A 15,567-nucleotide genomic window follows, 5' to 3' on the forward strand; every position below is an offset into this window, starting at 1 on the left:
CCCCATGAGGGCCCCCGAGCGGGCCCCACAACACGGGTAGGCCTCCATGTTTTTCCACAAGAACAACGACGACGAGCGGCAGCCCCAGGGTCAAGGGACCGGCGGCCCGCGCGTCGTTCCGCTGCTCCCGCTGCGCGACATCGTCGTCTTCCCGCACATGGTGGTCACGCTCTTCGTCGGGCGTGAGAAGTCCATCAACGCCCTCGAAGAGGCCATGGGGCACGAGAAGGAGATCCTCCTCGCGTCCCAGCGCAAGGCCAAGACCAACGACCCGGCCCCGGAGGACATCTACGAGGTCGGGACGGTGGGCGTCATCATCCAGCTGCTGCGCCTGCCCGACGGAACGGTGAAGGTGCTGGTGGAGGGCAAGCGGCGGGCGCGCATCGAGCGCTTCGTGCCCAACGAGGAGTTCCTGCTGTGCGAGGTGGGGCTCATCGAAGAGCCCGCCGTGGACCCGGTCGCGGTCGAGGCCCTCGTGCGCTCCGTGCAGCGCACGTTCGAGCACTACGTCAAGCTCAACAAGCGCATCACGCCCGAGACGGTGGTCACCGTGCAGACCATCGACGACGCGTCGCAGCTGGCCGACACCATCGTCGGGCACCTGCAGAGCATCAAGCTGGCCGACCGCCAGGAGATGCTGGAGACCAGCGACCCGCTCAAGCGCCTCGAGCGCCTCTACGAGCTGATGAACGCGGAGATCGAGATCCTCCAGGTGGAGAAGAAGATCCGGACGCGCGTCAAGAAGCAGATGGAGAAGAGCCAGAAGGAGTACTACCTCAACGAGCAGATGCAGGCCATTCAGAAGGAGCTCGGCGAGAAGGACGAGTTCAAGAGCGAGATTCAAGAGATTGAAGAGCGCCTGAAGACCAAGAAGCTCACGAAGGAAGCCCTCACCCGCGTCAAGAAGGAGCTGAAGAAGCTCAAGATGATGCAGCCGATGAGCGCCGAAGCCACGGTGGTGCGCAACTACATCGACTGGATCCTGGCGCTGCCCTGGTTCGAGCGGTCCGAGGAGAACTACGACATCGCGCACGCCGAGCGCATCCTCGACGAGGACCACTACGGCCTGCAGAAGCCCAAGGAGCGCATCCTCGAGTACCTCGCCGTGCAGGCGCTGGTGCAGAAGCTCAAGGGGCCCGTGCTGTGCCTGGTGGGCCCTCCCGGCGTGGGCAAGACCTCGCTCGCGCGCTCCATCGCGCGCTCCACGGGGCGTGAGTTCACGCGCCTGTCGCTGGGCGGCGTGCGCGACGAGGCGGAGATCCGCGGTCACCGGCGCACGTACATCGGCGCCCTGCCCGGCCGGCTCATTCAGTCGCTGCGCAAGGTGGGCACCAACAACCCCGTGTTCCTGCTGGATGAAATCGACAAGATGTCGAGCGACTTCCGGGGCGACCCGGCCTCGGCGCTGCTCGAGGTGTTGGACCCCGAGCAGAACAGCACGTTCAACGACCACTTCCTGGACCTCGACTACGACCTCAGCGACGTGATGTTCATCACCACGGCCAACTCGCTGAGCGGCATCCCGCTGCCCCTGCGGGACCGCATGGAGATCCTGGAGCTGAGCGGCTACACGGAGTTCGAGAAGCTCAACATCGCGGTGCGCTACCTGGTGCCGCGTCAGCTCGAGGCCGCGGGCCTGGGCGACGTGGACGTGGAGATCACCGAGAACGCCATCCGCACGGTCATCCACCACTACACGCGTGAGAGCGGCGTGCGCAACCTGGAGCGCGAGCTGGGCAGCATCTGCCGCAAGATCGCGCGGCAGGTGCTGAAGGACCGGCAGGCGCAGGAGGCGGCCAAGTCCGACGACGCACAGGGCGCGGTGGACTCGGAGGCGCCGACGGGCATGCAGGCCGCCGTGCCGCAGCCTGCGCACGCCCCGGCCGACGCCGAGACCAGCGACAACGATGCGCGTGAGGCGGACGCCGACAAGGGCGCGCAGGGCGCAGCCGCCACCGACGAGCACGAGGGCCGCACCGAGGCGCAGTACCGCGTGGTGGCCCGGCAGGTGCCGCGCTACCTGGGCGTGCCCAAGTTCACGGGCGACAAGACCTCCGACAAGGACCTCATCGGCCTGACCAACGGCCTGTCGGTCAGCAGCTACGGCGGCAACGTGCTCGAGTGCGAGGCGGCCGTGGTGCCCGGCAAGGGCAAGCTGGTCATCACCGGCCTGCTCGAGAAGGGCATGCAGGAGTCCGCGCAGGCCGCCATGAGCTACATCCGCTCGCGGCAGAAGCTGCTGGGCCTGGACGAGGAGTTCCACACCAACCTCGACTTCCACGTGCACTTCCCGGAGTTCATCCAGAAGGACGGGCCGAGCGCGGGCATCACGATGGCCACCAGCCTGGCCAGCGCGCTGCTCAAGATCCCCGTGCGCCGCAACGTGGCCATGACGGGCGAGATCACGCTGCGCGGGCGCGTCATGCCCATCGGCGGGCTCAAGGAGAAGATGCTGGCGGCCCACCGCGCCGGCATCGACACCATCCTGATCCCCGCCGAGAACCGCAAGGACCTGGGCGAGATCCCCCGCCGCGTGCTCAACGCCATGCGCGTGGTGCTGGTGGAGCACATGGACGAGGTGCTGCGCGAGGCGCTCCTGCTGCACGACCCGGACGCCATCTTCGGGCACAACCGCGTGCGGCCCCTCGAGTACCGCAACGGCAAGCTGCTGGGCCCGGACGACGACGCCCCAGCGCCAGGCACCCCGGTGCCCAACGTGTCGCCCCCCGGCGCGCAGCAATAGACGTCAGCAGCCGTCGGGGGCCGCCCACGTGGCGAAGCCCCTGGCGCAATCCCCTTCGAGGCCTCATACAGGGGCCTTCAAGACCCGCGGGCTTAGCTCAGTTGGTAGAGCATCGCCCTTACAAGGCGAGGGTCTTCGGTTCGAGCCCGGAAGCCCGTACCCCTGGAGCCCCCTGAATCATGATGGATTCAGGGGGCTTCGCTTTGGGGCGGCTGTTCCATCCGCCCCGCTGGACGCAAGGGCTTCATCAGCCCCCACACTGCGCCGACTACGTCGGCTTGAGTGCCCGCGTCAGAACGTGAGAGGTTCCGCGGATGTCCCAGCGGAAGAGCATCAAGTGGTCGGGTGTGGCATTGACGGTGGAAGAGGGTGAGATGGGCACGTTCGTCGTGCGTCGACCAGGTTCGGAGGACGCTGCCGTGTTCGACCACAGCGCGTACGAGTGGACGTCGCAACCCGGGTGGCTACAGAAACTCCGGGGCTTCGATTCGGACGCCTTCAAGGAGGAGCTCCTCATGACCATGTTCTAGTGTCCGCCCCGGTCCGGAGGGGCATCGGCAACGCCAAACCAGCGAAGCCAATGCCTCAGCGGGCGTCTTGGCCGTGGGCCCCTTCCATCTCGTACCTCGGACCTCTACGCTCAGAGCATGAAGAGGAGCCTGCCGATCCAGACGCCCTGCCCCTACGGCGAGTCGTGGAGCGACATGGCAGAAGAGGATGGCGGGCGCCGCTGCCAAAGGTGCGACGAGCACCTGGTGGACATCTCGCTCCTCACGTGGAGCCAGGCGAAGCAGCTGAAGAAGCTCTCCGCGAAAGTGGGTGGGCTGTGCGCGAGCGTGCGACGGGACGAGCGGGGCGCTCCCATCTACGCGCGCACCAAGACGCGCCGCTTGGTGGTCGCGGCCGGCACCGTCTTGAGCGTCTCCCTCGCCGCCTGTGGGGAGCCCGGAACTCCTACGGCCGGGCCCGCCATGGAGGGGCGCTCTCCGCCCGGGTCGGCGACGCCGGAACCACCGACAGCGGTCCCCGACGACATGGTCCGCGTGGAGGATGCCGATGGGGATGCCGACGACGAACAGACGCAGGCAGACGACCTGGCCGTGTCCCCCTCCGAGGCGATGGATGACGCCGGGGTCGAAGAGCACGTGGAGCCGGTCGCGACAGAGCCCTCCTCGAGGAGGAGGCGCACCCGACGCGCGAACCGTGATCGGTACGATGACGACCCACTGGTCGGACTGGCCTTCTGAGCCACAACGGGTCAGGTTCACGCTCGAAGCGCGTATCGTGGTGCGTGATCCACCGCATTTCGGAGCCACTGGACGAGTCCCGGGACGCAGGCACACTCCGCCCATGACCGACATGCTCGAGGCCCCTCGCGCCGCGCGACGCCTCACTGACGACGACGACTTCGCGGCGCTGACCGAGCTCATCCACCTGGCCTACGCGCCGCTCGCCGCGAAGGGCTTGAACTACTGGGGGAGCCGACAGACCGTGGACGACACGCGCCACCGCTGGGCGCGCGGAGAGACCTGGGTGGCCGTGCAGGACGGCGCGTACGTGGCCACCGTGACGCTCTACGCCCCCGGCACGGGTCACGGAGGGGGCTGGTACGCGCAGCCCGACGTCGCCAAGTTCGGTCAGCTGTGTGTGCACCCTCGACTGCAGGGCACGGGCTTGGGGGCGCGCATGCTCAACCTCGTCGAGGACCGTGCCCGGGCTCAGGGCGCCGCGCACCTCGCCTGCGACACGTCGGAACAGGCTACGGCGCTGATCGCGCTCTACACGCGCCGCGGGTACGTGTTCGTGGAACACATGGACATGCGGCCGAAGGTCAACTACCGCTCCGTGCTGCTGTCGCTCGACCTGCGCGACTCGAGCACACGCAACGACCACGCCTGAGGCGGGCAACACTGCGCACCGGCCTCACACGTCGCGCAGGAAGTCCGGCAGGTGCTCCTTCATCTCGCGCACGGCCGCGGCCAGCGTGTCGGCGCTCATGTCCCGTGTGACGGTCCAGCAGCGTGTGCCCTCGCCGCCCTCCCCCACGTGCACCTGCGCGGTGCGGTCCACGTGCAGCACCAGGCTCGGCAGCTGCGCGTCCTCCAGCGCGGCCCGTAGCGCCTCGGCGGAGAGCGCAGCCACGTCGCCGAAGCCCGCCCGCAGGCGCCGACGGACCGCCGCTTGGTCCACCGCGGCCCGTGCCTCGGCCAACGCAGCCATCGCGCGGTCCAGCGCAGCGTGAACGGCGGCCAGGTGCTCGTGGTCCCCGCGCGCGCTCTCGGCGGCGTCCGCAGCCGCCAACACCGCCGTCCCGTGCACGTCGCCTTCCGCGAACAGCGGCAGCGCGTGCGCCTTGGCCGCCGCCACGTTCGCGGCGGAGCGCGAAAGGCACGCATCGAAGTCGTGCACGTCGGGGCGCGGGTGGAGAGGGTCCCGCGCGGGGGCGACCGGAGTGCTCGGAGCAGTCATCGACCCTGAGCCTACCGCGTGCACACGCACCCCGCGCTACCAGCGGTTGTCCGCCTGCTCGGCCCAGCCCACCAGCCCGTCCACCGAGTGCCGCACGCCGAGCGTGTCGCTGACCCAGCCGCGCCAGTGCCCGAAGGCCTGGTGCACGTCCGACCCGAGCGGGCCCAGGTCCACGCCCGCGTGCCGCACGTGGAAGGGCGTGAGCGTCACGTCCAGGCGCTCGCCCTGCGCGCGCCACGGCCGGTCCCAGTGCGTGGTGTCGTAGGTGAAGTCCACCTCGTCGGGCAGGTAATGCATGACGCCGTCCACGAACAGCGCGTTCTCCGTGGCGCCCGTGCCCGCCGTCCACTTGGCACCCAGCTGTAGCCCAGTGCGCCTGCCCTCCACCACGCCGCTGCCGACGGCCCAGTTCCACACGATGGCGTGCGGCCAGCGCCCGCGCCCGCGGTCCAGCACGGCCCACGACTCCCCCGCCGGGATCGCGTACGACACCCCGTCCACCCAGATCACGCCCGATACGGGGCACGCGGGCGCCTTGAGCGTGTACTGGAACAGGCCCTCGCCGAAGGGCACCACCACGCCCAGCGCGTCGCCGGCGGACTCCACGAACGCGTTCAACGACACACGTGGCACCCGCACGTGCAAGCGCGTCCCCGCCGGACGGCCAGGGCGTGCGTGCTCGCCGGTGAAACGGAACGAGCTGTACGGCCCCCGCCCCGTGGCCTCGAACGGCGGCAGCCCGTCGGGCAAGCGCACGCCCAGCCCCATGGGCGCCGCGAACGGGATGGAGCGCTCGCGCCCAGTCGCCCGGTCGAGCAAGAAGACTTCCTGCAGGCTGAGCACGTCAAGGTCCGCCAGGGTGAGCCCGATGACGTGCGTGGGCGTGATGATGCCCCAGTACTCCCAGCGCTTGGTGCGCCCGAAGCCGCGCAGGTTGGCGCGGTGCAGCTGCCGGCGCGAGTGCCCGCGCGCAGCAGGGTTCAGGCGCCCATCGGGCAGACACAGGTCGACCTCGTCGCGCAGCTCGGGGTTGCCGTTCGTCACCCGCGCAGCGTCGGCCGACGGCGCCCGTGAGTCAATTCAGCTCTTCGACCCAGACGCACTCACGGGCGGCGGCGCGCGGCGCACCGAGCTTGGGCGGGATGCCCACCAGCGCGGCCGCCAGGCGGTCGGCCGTCAACTCGCTGTCGTGGAAGAACTGGATGGCCATGCCCGCCTTGTGATCCTCGTGCTTGCGCCGCTGCATCTGCACACGGCACACGCGGCCAAAGAGGAACAGCGGCTCACGGGCGGACGGGTCACGCGCGGGCGGCGTCAGCTCGACCACCACCTCCTCGCCCACGTGCAGCGGGTAGTCGCACGACAGCCACATCCCGTGCGCGCTCAGGTCCAGCACATGGTGCTCGATGGGCACGTCCCAGAAATCCGACACGAGCTGGCACTCGATATCGACCTGGCGACGGACTTCGGAGCGGGGCGGGAGGACTTCGACGGTCTGCAGCATGAGGCACCTCGGGGCTGGCGTACCTGGACACCGTACCACCTTGTCCTACATGCACATACTTTTCGTCACAGTCATTTCTGAAGCTGGCTGCCTGGGGTCGTGGGGCCCATTGGCTGGCGCGCGGTGAGGGCTACGGTCCCCGTTCGGTGCCCGGGGTTCAGCGCCTCGCGTCCGTGGCCCTCAGGTCGCGTTCAGCCGCACCCGCCGACTCGGGTCCAGCTCGTAGCGCTCCCCCGTCCACGCCCCCGGCGTCGCGAAGGCCTCGTCGCGCCCGATGTCGTAGACCCACACGCCCTCGCGCCCGCGGTAGGTGGCGCTGCCCGCGCTGCACAGGTCCATCCGCACCCCGGGCTCACGCACGTGGTACAGGTAGTGGACGTGCCCGTGGCACAGCGCCCCGCGCGTGATGACCTTGCACCGCTCCAGCAGGTCGTTGGCGTTGATGAGCCCGTGGCGCACCGTGTCGGGCCGCCCATCGGCGAGGCGTGGCGCGTAGTGGGTGCCCAGCAGCAGAAAGCGCCCCGCGAGCCGCGAGTGGGTGAAGGCTCGGCTCAGCGCGTCCAGCTGCCCGTCGGGCACGCGGCCGCTCGAGAAGCGCACGCTCGGGTTGGGGCGAGCGCTGTTGAACGTGACGATGGCCAGGTGCTCGCCATAGAGGCGCACCTTGGGCCAGCCGTCGTCGCTCGCCAGCTCGGGCAGGTCGTTGGGCATCAGCGCGCCGAACACCGCCTCGAAGCGCCCGTCCGCGATGGTGTCGGGCACGTACACGTCGTGGTTGCCGGGGACGGTGACGAAGTCCTCCGTGGCGCCCGCGACGAGCTCCATCATCTGCCGCGCGAAGCGCAGCTCGGGCCACGTGCCGAGCGCCGTGTAGTCGCCCGTGCAGAGCCCGATGTGCACGCTCTCGCGCTTGATGAGCTCGGGCAGCGCGCTGACCTTGCGCGCCGCCTCGGCGAAGCGCGCCCGGCGATGCAGCGCCAGGTTCAGGTACCCGATGCCGCGCTTGTTCATGAAGTCGCGGCGCCGCACGCCCACGAAGCCCTGCTCGAGGTGCACGTCGCTGAAATGCAGCACGCGGTAGCTGTCGCGCACGGGCACCGCGGCCGGGCCCACTGGCGCCCCGCGCGTGGCCGGGTCGCCCTCGAGCGTGCGACCCGTTGCCCCTTCGCCGTCCGGGTCGCTCAAGGCCACATCGCGGGGGCGCGCAGACCCTCACCCTCGTCGAAGCCGAAGCGCACGTTGAACGCCTGCACGGCCTGCCCCGAGGCGCCCTTCACCAGGTTGTCGATGGCGCACATGGCGACGACGCGCCCAACGCGCTTGTCCACGACGTAGCCCACGTGCGCGCGGTTGCTGCCCCGCACCCACAGCGTGTCCGGGTGCGTGCCCGCGTCGCGCACGACGACGCTGGGGCTGCCCTCGAACAGGGCGCGCGCCGCATCCGTGCAGGCCTGCGCCGTGACGTCGCCCTTGGTGAGCGCGTAGCACGTGGCGAGGATGCCGCGGGTCATGGGCACGAGGTGCGGCACGAAGGTGACGCGCAGGGGCGCGCCGGCCACCTTGCTGAGCTCTTGCTCCATCTCCGACGTGTGCCGGTGCGCCGCGGCCTTGTACGCGCGGAAGCCCTCGGCCGCCTCGGGCAGGTGCGTGTTCGGAAGCGGCGAGCGACCCGCGCCCGAGACTCCGCTCTTGGCGTCCACGATGATGCCCTGCGGCTCCACCAGCCCCGCCTTCAGCAGCGGCGCGAGCGCCAAGTTCGCGGCGGTCGGATAACACCCGGGCACGGCGATGAGGTCCGCGGTGCGCAGACTCTCTCGGTGCAGCTCCACCAAGCCATAGGCCGCCGTGCCGAAGCGCGCTGGCGCCAGGTGCTCGCCGTACCACTCCTTGTAGACGGCGGGGTCGCTGAGGCGGAAGTCCGCCGACAGATCCAGCACCACCAGCCCGCGGTCGCGCAGCTCGGACACGATGCCCGCGCTGGCGCCGTGAGGGAGCGCGCAGAAGGCCACGTCCGCGCGGCGGGCGGTGTCGTCCGCGTCGAACGCCTCGATGTCGCCGGGGTACACGCCTGCCAGGCTGGGGAGCACGCTGGCCACGGGCTGGCCGGCCTTGCTCTGCCCCGTGACCAACGTGACCTGAACGCGAGGGTGACCGAGCAGCAGGCGCATGAGCTCGGCGCCCGTGTAGCCAGATCCACCGATGACCGCGACGCGAATGGGTTGGTTCAACTTCTTTTCTTCCATGGGAGACAGCCTCGAACGCGCACGTTATAGCAGGCTCGACGACGATGGCCTGCCCCCTGCTCCGAACCCATGGAAAGCGCGGCGTGAGTTTCACGCTCGGCGCGCTGCTGATGGCCGCCCTGATGGCCCGCGAAACGCACGCGCGCGCACAGACGCAGGACCCGACCTTTCAGACACCGCCCTACCTGATGGATCCGCAGCCGACCGAGCTCACGCTGCTGTTCGAGCTGCGTCGCGCGAGCGCCGCCGAAGTGACCCTCACGGGACCCGAAGGGGCGCGCACGCTGCCCTCCCCCACCACCAAGCATCACATGGTGCGACTGCGCGGCCTGCAGCCGGACGCGTCGTACACCTACCAGGTGCGCCTGGCCGAGGGGCCCACGCGCAACGGCCACTTCCGCACCCCGCGCGACCACGAGCGTGACGACGCGCGGCTCTGCCTCTATGGGGACAGCCGCTCCGGCGAGGAAGAGCACCAGCGGGTGATCGCGGGGCTGCGGCGGGCACACCAGGCCGCGCCCATGGAGGCGGTGGTGCACCTCGGTGACTTCGCCGCCCGTGGTGGCGAGCTGGGCGAGTGGGTGGCGCCGTTCGCGAGCATCGGGCCTCTCGCGCAGGAGGTGGGCCTGGTCCCCGTGCTCGGCAATCACGAGCTCATCCCCGACGGCACGGGGCGCCCGCACTACACGCGCTTCCTGGGACGCGCGATGGGCAGCACGGCCTACTACACGCGGCGCTTCGGGCCGCTGCACCTGGTGGTGCTGGACACCAACACCGACTGGCCCGAGGACGCCGCGCAGCTCGAGTGGGCGCGCGAGCAGCTGCGGACGCTGCGCGCCGCGCACGCCGAGGACTTCATCCTGGTGCTGGCGCACCACCCGATGTTCAGCAGCTCGCTGCACGAAGACCACCAGCCGCTGCGTGACGCGCTCGAGCAGAGCGTGCGCGAGCACGCCGACATGGTCTTCGGGGGTCACGACCACACGTACGAGCGGGGCACCGTGAGCGGGCTGCACTACGTGGTGAGCGGTGGCGGGGGCTCGCCGCTGTACGCGCTGAACCACCGGCGGGACGGGCAGCTGGCCTACGCGCCCGAGCATCACTTCGTGTGTGTGGACGTGGCGGACGGCACCCTCACGCTCACCGCGCAGCGCCCCGACGGAACCACGCTCGAGGCCTGCGCCGTGCGTCGAGGTGAGCCGTTCGTGTGCGCCGATGGGACCCCTCGCGGCGTCGTCGGGGGCGTTCCGCCGTGGCGCTTCTGGATCACGAGCGCGCTCCTGTGGTGGCGCCTGGGCCCCGCCCTGCTGCTGCTGGCGGTGGCCTTCGGCGTGGTGCGTCGGTGGCTCGCGCGGCGCCGGGCGCGACGTGCGACGTAGCGCTGCATTCGCCAATGCCTCCGCGCGCGCTCGCTGCTAGGCTCGCATTCGATGAGCGAACGCGACCTGACCGGACGCTGTGGGACCTGCGGCTTTTTCGTGCCGCTGCGGCGGGACGATGCGGGCAAGGCGAGTGGTGACTGCCGCCTGGGGTGCTGGCCTTCGCCCCTGTACGACGATCGCACGTGCGCCCGGCACAAGCCGCTCGGGCAGTCGTTCGCGGGCTCGCTGGCGCGCAAGAAGGTGGCCGGCGAGCCTACGCGCCGAGGACCGCGCAGCAGCGGCCCACAGGACTACGAACCCGAGCAGCGCCCCAGCATCCCTAGGGAGATAGGAATCGACATGGACCAAGCCGAATTCAAACAGGTGCTGCGCGAGGTGCTGCTGGAGGAGCTGGGCGTGCGCGACGTGTCGCTGGGCGACCGCTGGCGCGGCGGCGAGGTGGAGCTCAAGCCGGGCCGCGAAGGCGTGCAGAGCAAGAGCGTCCCCATGGACGTGTTCTTCAAGAAGATCGTCCTGGTGCGCGAGAAGCTCCGCGTGCTGGAGCAGAAGATCAACAACTCGGACAACCTGGCCGACGACGAGAAGGTCCAGCTGCAGCAGTACGTGACGGCCTGCTACGGCAGCCTGACCACGTTCAACGTGCTCTTCGCGGACAAGGACGACCACTTCACGGGGCAGTCCACCAAGTGAGGCGCGCGCTGGCTGCGCTCTTCGTGGCTGCTGCGCTCGGGTCCGGCTGCGCGCAGAGCCCGCCGCCTCGGCACCCTCGCCCGCCACAGCCAGTCGGGGAGCACGGCGAGGAAACGCACGCCACCGAGCCGGAGCCGAGCCCGGACCGCCCCCCGGTGGAAGGCGCGGTGGAGCTCACTCTCGCCACCCCCACGGGCGAGCTGCTGTTCCTCGGGGACATGCGTGGCCGCCCCATCCTGCTCTACTTCTTCGCGACCTTCGACGTCGCCAGCCAGGCCAACCTCACGCCCCTCGACGCGTTCACGCGGGCACACCCCGAAGTGCGCGTCATCGCCGTCGCCATCCAGCCGGACGCACGCGTGCTGCTCGACGCGTGGGTGCACGCCCTGTCACCGGCCTTCGAGACCACCTTCGATCCCGACAACGCCATCAGCGAAGGCACGAGCGTGCTGGGACAGCTGGGTGTGCCCACCTTCGTGCTGTTGGACGCGGACGGTGTCCCGCGCGCGGCGGAAGCGGGTATCCAGCCCCGCGCGACGCTCGAGGCGATGCTCACCCGGCTGCCTCAGGCCGCCGGCGGAGCGAGCGAAGGAACGCGGTAGAGGGGGCTGCCCCCGGGTTTCGCCCGTTGGGGGGTCGTTCGCGCGCGCGGTGGTGATCCGCTGTGGTCCCCGGTGGCTGAGCGCGGCGACGTCGGGTCGTCGGCGCGCGCGGTGGTGATCCTGATCGCGTTCGTGACGAGGACGAGGACGACCACGAGCACCCTCACGAGCACGCGCACGCGCACGCGCACGACCACGAGGACGAACACGAGGACGATCACGAGGACGGACGAGTCACTCTCCGTCCTCGCGCGGCTGCGGCGCTCACGACACCGACGGGCTCGGGGCGGGGGGGGTCAGAGGCCGATGCCCAGCTGGGCGCGGGAAACGCCCGCAGCGCCGAGGGCGCGCGGGGCCCGGGCCTCCTCGGGGTCGCGGAAGGCGATGCCGTGCCGCGCGAAGTCTCGCTGCAGCTCGTCGTAAGAAGCGCGAATCTTGTCCACCGTGTTGCGGTAGGCCACGTCCTCCACCTCGCGCCTATAGAAGTACTTCATGGGTGAGCCGCCCAGGATGCGCATCTCGTCACCATACGGGCGGAACAGGTAGAAGCTCACCTCGGGGTGCATCTCGCGGATGGCGCGCACGGCCTTGTCGAAGCGCCCGTTGATGAGCGCTTTGAGCCCCTGCATGGTGGAGTACACCCCTCCGCGCGAGTGGACGTGCCCCGCCGTGTCCGAGAACACGGGGACCAGCGGGTCCACCAGGATGACCATGGTGGCCCCCTGCCGCACGGCCACGCGCATGTTGGTGGTGCGCGTGAACGCGCCGTCGATGTAGTAGCGCCCGTCGATCTGCTCGGGGGCGTAGAACGGTACCAACGCCGCCGACGCACGCACGGCCTTGTGCACCGGCACGTGACGGAATCCGTCCTCGCCGAAGACCACCGCCTGCGACGTGTCTTGGTCCGTGGCACCTACGAACAGAGGCCGGCGCAGGTCGTCGAAGTGGTTGCGCATGCCCGGACGCGTCAGGTGGCGCTCCAGGTAGTCGCGTAGCTTGTCCCCCGCGAAGATGCCGCCTGGCACGGCGCGGAACACCGACGACAGCGCGCCCCGCGGCCCCTCGCCACCACGCAGCAGCTCGGACGCAGCCTGCGCCACCCGCGGGCCCAGTTCCTTCAGGTTGGGGTCGAAGATCTCGGCGCGGCGGATCGGGTCCACGCGCGCCCGTCCTCCCGCAAGACCACGCCCAATCTCGTCGGGGCCCACCCCGTTCGCGAGCATGCAGCCGATCAACGCGCCCGCGCTGATCCCGCAGAACAAGTCGAAATCCACGATGGCGCGGTCCACGAGGAACGACTCCAGCGCGCGCAGCACGCCGATCTCGTAGAAGAGCCCCTCGACCCCGCCGCCAGCCAGACAGATGGCCACCTTCCCGGACCGCAGCCTCTCGGTCTGCTGGGCGATCTGCTCCTCGAGGGTGTCGAGGGCCGGCTGGTCCAGCACGGAGCGCACTCGATAGGTGCCGAAGCGGAAGGCGGCGTCCGCGCCACCACGGCCGACGATGCCGATGACCCGGTCACGTTGGACGGCCGCGTGCAGCTCGTCGTCGGGAAAGAGCCGCGACAAGAGCTGCCCCGCGCGGGTGAGCGCAAAGGGGCCGTCTTGGGTGGCGCTGTCGGGCGCCCCCGTGAGCGACTCCACCCGCGTGTCGATCACCAGCGCGTCCACCGAGCGCTCGGCCAGGACGCGCATCGCCACCCCGGGGTCGCTCACCGCGAAGAGGCGCAGCGTGCGCCCGGGGAGTTGGTACACGAAGGACCCGTCGCCCGCGCGGCGGGCGCCCTCGCGCATCATCAGCAGCTCACGCGCGCCGCCCTCGTCGAGCGGGGCCCCCACGTAGAGTACGGTATGCATCCCCAGCATTTGGGGGTCATCCCCGCCGGCCTGCAAGCCGACCCCGTGGCTCGGCGCCCCCAATCGTGTGCGGATAGACCCCTCAGGAGGGTCCGGCTTGAGAGTGCGCGCGGCGGCTTCCCAACGCGCGCGTGGGGCTGCGGACGCTTCGGCGTTGCAGGTTTTGGCACCGAGGGGCTATCCTGTGGCCGAGTTGCCCTGCGTTCCGGGCATCCGAGAGGAAAGCGTGTCCCGCCCCGCCGATCTCAGCAGCCTACAGTCCGCCCTCCACCAAGCCGGTGTCGAGGTCTATCGCACGGACGACCGCGAAATCCACATCGCCGAGCGCGTCCGCTTCCACATCATGGACTCTGGGGTGCGCCTGCGCCTCGAGGACAGCGCGCGCGTGTCGTTCACGGCGCGCACCCAGCGCTCGGACTTCCCGAACGAGGTGGCAGAGCAGCTCTTCGACCGCGTGCGCAGCATGGTCGGCCAGAGCGCGGGGGAGCGGGGGTATGCGGAAGCCGACGCCAAGACCATCAAGGTGTTGGACCCAGTCGACGCCTCGCGCGTGCTCGACGTGTGGCACGAGGTCACGTACGAGAAAGACGCCTCGGAGCTGTCGGACATCATCGACGAGATCCGCTGGGCGCTGAGCGTCGACAAGTACGTCTCGAGCTGAGCCACCGGCTCGCCGCGCGGGCGCGTCACCGCGCTGTTCCCGGCGAGTCAGGGGGCGAGGCGGCGCATCCGCCAAGGCGCGCTCGCGTCCAGGCGCGTGTACTCGAAGCGGTCGTGAAGGCGGTCGGGGTCGTTGAACCAGAGCTCGATGGTGGTGGGGACCAAGCGGTAGCCCCCCCAGCGTGGTGGGCGCGGCACGGCCTGCCCATCGAAGCGCTCCGTGGTCTCGCGGACCAGCGCGTCCAGCGCGTCGCGGCTGTCGATTGGCTGGCTCTGCGGTGAGCTCCACGCGCCCAGCTGGCTACCCCGCGGACGGCCGGCGAAGTACGCGTCGCTCACGTCGTCGGGGGCCTCGCTGACCGGCCCCTCGACGCGCACCTGCACGCCCGTCGAGGCCCAGTGGTAGGCCAAGGCCGCCACACCACGGGCGAGCTCACGCCCCTTGCGGCTATCCCGGTGCGTGTAGAACGTGAACCCCGCTTCGTCCGCCCCGCGCACGAGCACGAAGCGCACAGAGGGCACGCCCGCAGCGTCGGCCGTCGCCAGCGCGGCCCGATCTGCATCGAACACCTCGTGCTGACGCGCGTCGGCGTACAGTTGGCGAAACCAAGCGACGGGATCGACCTGTGGCTGCATGCCCCCGGTTATGACCTCGCGGGGGAGGCGGCGCTACCGACGAGAAGTGAAGGGAAAGCTACACTGATGTCGGACAATGCTGGCCATCCCGGGGTGCCGTCGTGATACCGTCGCGCCTCCATGACCGGAAGCGCTGAGGAGCTCATCGCCCGACTGCGGGCCAACCCCGACGACCCTGCGGCGTTCGCCGATCTCCGCGCGCACTATCACCGTATCGGCGACCACGCTTCGCTGGCCAACCTATTGGTGGGCTGGGCCGGTCGCACGCAGGATCATGGCTCGGCGGCCACGGCGTTCGTGCAAGCCGCAGACCTGATCGCGCGGTACGTCAACGACATCCCGCGCGCGGTCTCCGTCTACGAGCGCGCGCTCGAGAGGCAGCCGACCCACGTAGACGCCACCGCGCGCCTGGAGAAGATCTTCCAGCACACAGGCGAGGCGCGCCGATTGATCGACCTGTACGAGCGGCGTATCAAGGCGCTCACCCGTCTCGAGGGCGAACCGCGCGTGATCGCCGAGCTGCACGAGAAGGTGGCCGGCGTGTGGATCGAGCATTTCCAGCGCACGGACAAGGGTGTGGCCAGCTACCGGCACGCGTTCGAGCTGGACCCGACGCGCGTGTCCGCCATCTACGCGGCACGCGAGATCTACCGCGAGGCTGGCAACCTCAAGGCCGCCATCCCGCTGTACCAGCTGGAGGCCAATGCGGAGCCCGACATCGCCCGCCGCGTGGGGCTGCTGCGCGAGCTGGCGACCATTCGCCGCGAGCACGCGCACGACCT

At 70.1% G+C, this 15,567-nt stretch carries 16 protein-coding genes and 1 tRNA gene; 10 read left to right on the plus strand and 7 right to left on the minus strand.

All coding sequences use genetic code 11. The features are described from left to right. Positions 1–46: 46 nt before the first annotated feature. The 5 genes from lon (at position 47) to H6726_16805 (ending at position 4,642) form a co-directional block, all read left to right on the plus strand. On the plus strand, positions 47–2,743 hold the full coding sequence (gene lon, locus H6726_16785) for an endopeptidase La (GenBank protein MCB9659303.1): 2,697 nt from the start codon (positions 47–49) through the stop codon (positions 2,741–2,743). An 86-nt stretch (positions 2,744–2,829) separates the two neighbouring features. Further along, positions 2,830–2,902 (plus strand) — tRNA-Val (locus tag H6726_16790). Between the two features lie 155 nt (positions 2,903–3,057). Further along, positions 3,058–3,273 (plus strand): hypothetical protein, encoded by a 216-nt coding sequence (locus H6726_16795; protein MCB9659304.1) that lies wholly within the window; start codon positions 3,058–3,060, stop codon positions 3,271–3,273. Positions 3,274–3,390: 117 nt separating this feature from the next. Beyond that, the gene (locus H6726_16800) at positions 3,391–3,990 is read left to right on the plus strand and encodes a hypothetical protein (protein MCB9659305.1); all 600 of its coding nucleotides are present in this window, start codon (positions 3,391–3,393) and stop codon (positions 3,988–3,990) included. A gap of 103 nt (positions 3,991–4,093) precedes the next feature. Next, positions 4,094–4,642 carry a GNAT family N-acetyltransferase gene (locus H6726_16805; protein ID MCB9659306.1) on the plus strand — a complete coding sequence of 183 codons (549 nt, stop codon included), beginning with the start codon at positions 4,094–4,096 and terminating at the stop codon, positions 4,640–4,642. Between the two features lie 24 nt (positions 4,643–4,666). Here H6726_16805 and H6726_16810 read toward each other — a convergent pair whose 3' ends face one another. From H6726_16810 to H6726_16830, 5 genes are all read right to left on the minus strand, one after another. Then, complete coding sequence (locus H6726_16810) at positions 4,667–5,212, minus strand: hypothetical protein (GenBank protein MCB9659307.1); 546 nt, start codon at positions 5,210–5,212, stop codon at positions 4,667–4,669. Between the two features lie 36 nt (positions 5,213–5,248). Next, complete coding sequence (locus tag H6726_16815; protein MCB9659308.1) at positions 5,249–6,256, minus strand: DUF2804 domain-containing protein; 1,008 nt, start codon at positions 6,254–6,256, stop codon at positions 5,249–5,251. A 31-nt stretch (positions 6,257–6,287) separates the two neighbouring features. Next, positions 6,288–6,716: a PilZ domain-containing protein gene (locus H6726_16820; protein MCB9659309.1), complete on the minus strand. Its 429-nt coding sequence runs from the start codon at positions 6,714–6,716 to the stop codon at positions 6,288–6,290. Between the two features lie 180 nt (positions 6,717–6,896). Further along, positions 6,897–7,901: a metallophosphoesterase gene (locus H6726_16825; GenBank protein MCB9659310.1), complete on the minus strand. Its 1,005-nt coding sequence runs from the start codon at positions 7,899–7,901 to the stop codon at positions 6,897–6,899. Next, positions 7,898–8,959: an N-acetyl-gamma-glutamyl-phosphate reductase gene (locus tag H6726_16830; GenBank protein MCB9659311.1), complete on the minus strand. Its 1,062-nt coding sequence runs from the start codon at positions 8,957–8,959 to the stop codon at positions 7,898–7,900. Before H6726_16830 ends, H6726_16825 begins: the two co-directional genes overlap by 4 nt. A gap of 83 nt (positions 8,960–9,042) precedes the next feature. On the opposite strand from H6726_16830, the gene H6726_16835 reads away from it, so the two are divergent. The 3 genes from H6726_16835 (at position 9,043) to H6726_16845 (ending at position 11,633) form a co-directional block, all read left to right on the plus strand. After that, the gene (locus H6726_16835) at positions 9,043–10,338 is read left to right on the plus strand and encodes a metallophosphoesterase (GenBank protein MCB9659312.1); all 1,296 of its coding nucleotides are present in this window, start codon (positions 9,043–9,045) and stop codon (positions 10,336–10,338) included. A gap of 51 nt (positions 10,339–10,389) precedes the next feature. Next, positions 10,390–11,031 (plus strand): hypothetical protein, encoded by a 642-nt coding sequence (locus H6726_16840; GenBank protein ID MCB9659313.1) that lies wholly within the window; start codon positions 10,390–10,392, stop codon positions 11,029–11,031. Between the two features lie 167 nt (positions 11,032–11,198). After that, entirely contained in the window at positions 11,199–11,633 is a 435-nt protein-coding gene (locus H6726_16845; protein ID MCB9659314.1) for a TlpA family protein disulfide reductase, read from the plus strand. Between the two features lie 296 nt (positions 11,634–11,929). Here H6726_16845 and H6726_16850 read toward each other — a convergent pair whose 3' ends face one another. Continuing rightward, positions 11,930–13,489 (minus strand): patatin-like phospholipase family protein, encoded by a 1,560-nt coding sequence (locus tag H6726_16850; protein MCB9659315.1) that lies wholly within the window; start codon positions 13,487–13,489, stop codon positions 11,930–11,932. Positions 13,490–13,715: 226 nt separating this feature from the next. Between H6726_16850 and H6726_16855 the strand changes: the two genes are divergently transcribed. After that, positions 13,716–14,150, plus strand: coding sequence for a hypothetical protein (locus H6726_16855; GenBank protein ID MCB9659316.1), 435 nt, complete (start codon positions 13,716–13,718; stop codon positions 14,148–14,150). Positions 14,151–14,197: 47 nt separating this feature from the next. On the opposite strand, the gene pdxH is transcribed toward H6726_16855, so the two are convergent. Further along, a complete protein-coding gene (gene pdxH, locus H6726_16860) occupies positions 14,198–14,785 on the minus strand; it encodes a pyridoxamine 5'-phosphate oxidase (GenBank protein MCB9659317.1) in 588 nt (195 codons plus the stop codon). A gap of 120 nt (positions 14,786–14,905) precedes the next feature. Here pdxH and H6726_16865 point away from each other — a divergent pair. Then, positions 14,906–15,567 (plus strand): hypothetical protein (locus H6726_16865; protein ID MCB9659318.1); only part of this gene is annotated, 662 nt, incomplete at its 3' end.

The organism is Sandaracinaceae bacterium (assembly GCA_020633055.1).
Taxonomy (GTDB): Bacteria; Myxococcota_A; Polyangia; order Polyangiales; family Houyiibacteriaceae; genus JADJJE01.

Bases quoted from the DNA above. Each gene is read 5' to 3' on its own strand.
- H6726_16840 (MCB9659313.1), top strand. From the start codon at position 10,390: ATGAGCGAACGCGACCTGACCGGACGCTGTGGGACCTGCGGCTTTTTC.
- pdxH (MCB9659317.1), bottom strand. From the start codon at position 14,785: ATGCAGCCACAGGTCGATCCCGTCGCTTGGTTTCGCCAACTGTACGCC.
- lon (MCB9659303.1), top strand. From the start codon at position 47: ATGTTTTTCCACAAGAACAACGACGACGAGCGGCAGCCCCAGGGTCAA.
- H6726_16850 (MCB9659315.1), bottom strand. From the start codon at position 13,489: ATGCATACCGTACTCTACGTGGGGGCCCCGCTCGACGAGGGCGGCGCG.
- H6726_16820 (MCB9659309.1), bottom strand. From the start codon at position 6,716: ATGCTGCAGACCGTCGAAGTCCTCCCGCCCCGCTCCGAAGTCCGTCGC.
- H6726_16810 (MCB9659307.1), bottom strand. From the start codon at position 5,212: ATGACTGCTCCGAGCACTCCGGTCGCCCCCGCGCGGGACCCTCTCCAC.
- H6726_16805 (MCB9659306.1), top strand. From the start codon at position 4,094: ATGACCGACATGCTCGAGGCCCCTCGCGCCGCGCGACGCCTCACTGAC.
- H6726_16830 (MCB9659311.1), bottom strand. From the start codon at position 8,959: ATGGAAGAAAAGAAGTTGAACCAACCCATTCGCGTCGCGGTCATCGGT.
- H6726_16795 (MCB9659304.1), top strand. From the start codon at position 3,058: ATGTCCCAGCGGAAGAGCATCAAGTGGTCGGGTGTGGCATTGACGGTG.
- H6726_16800 (MCB9659305.1), top strand. From the start codon at position 3,391: ATGAAGAGGAGCCTGCCGATCCAGACGCCCTGCCCCTACGGCGAGTCG.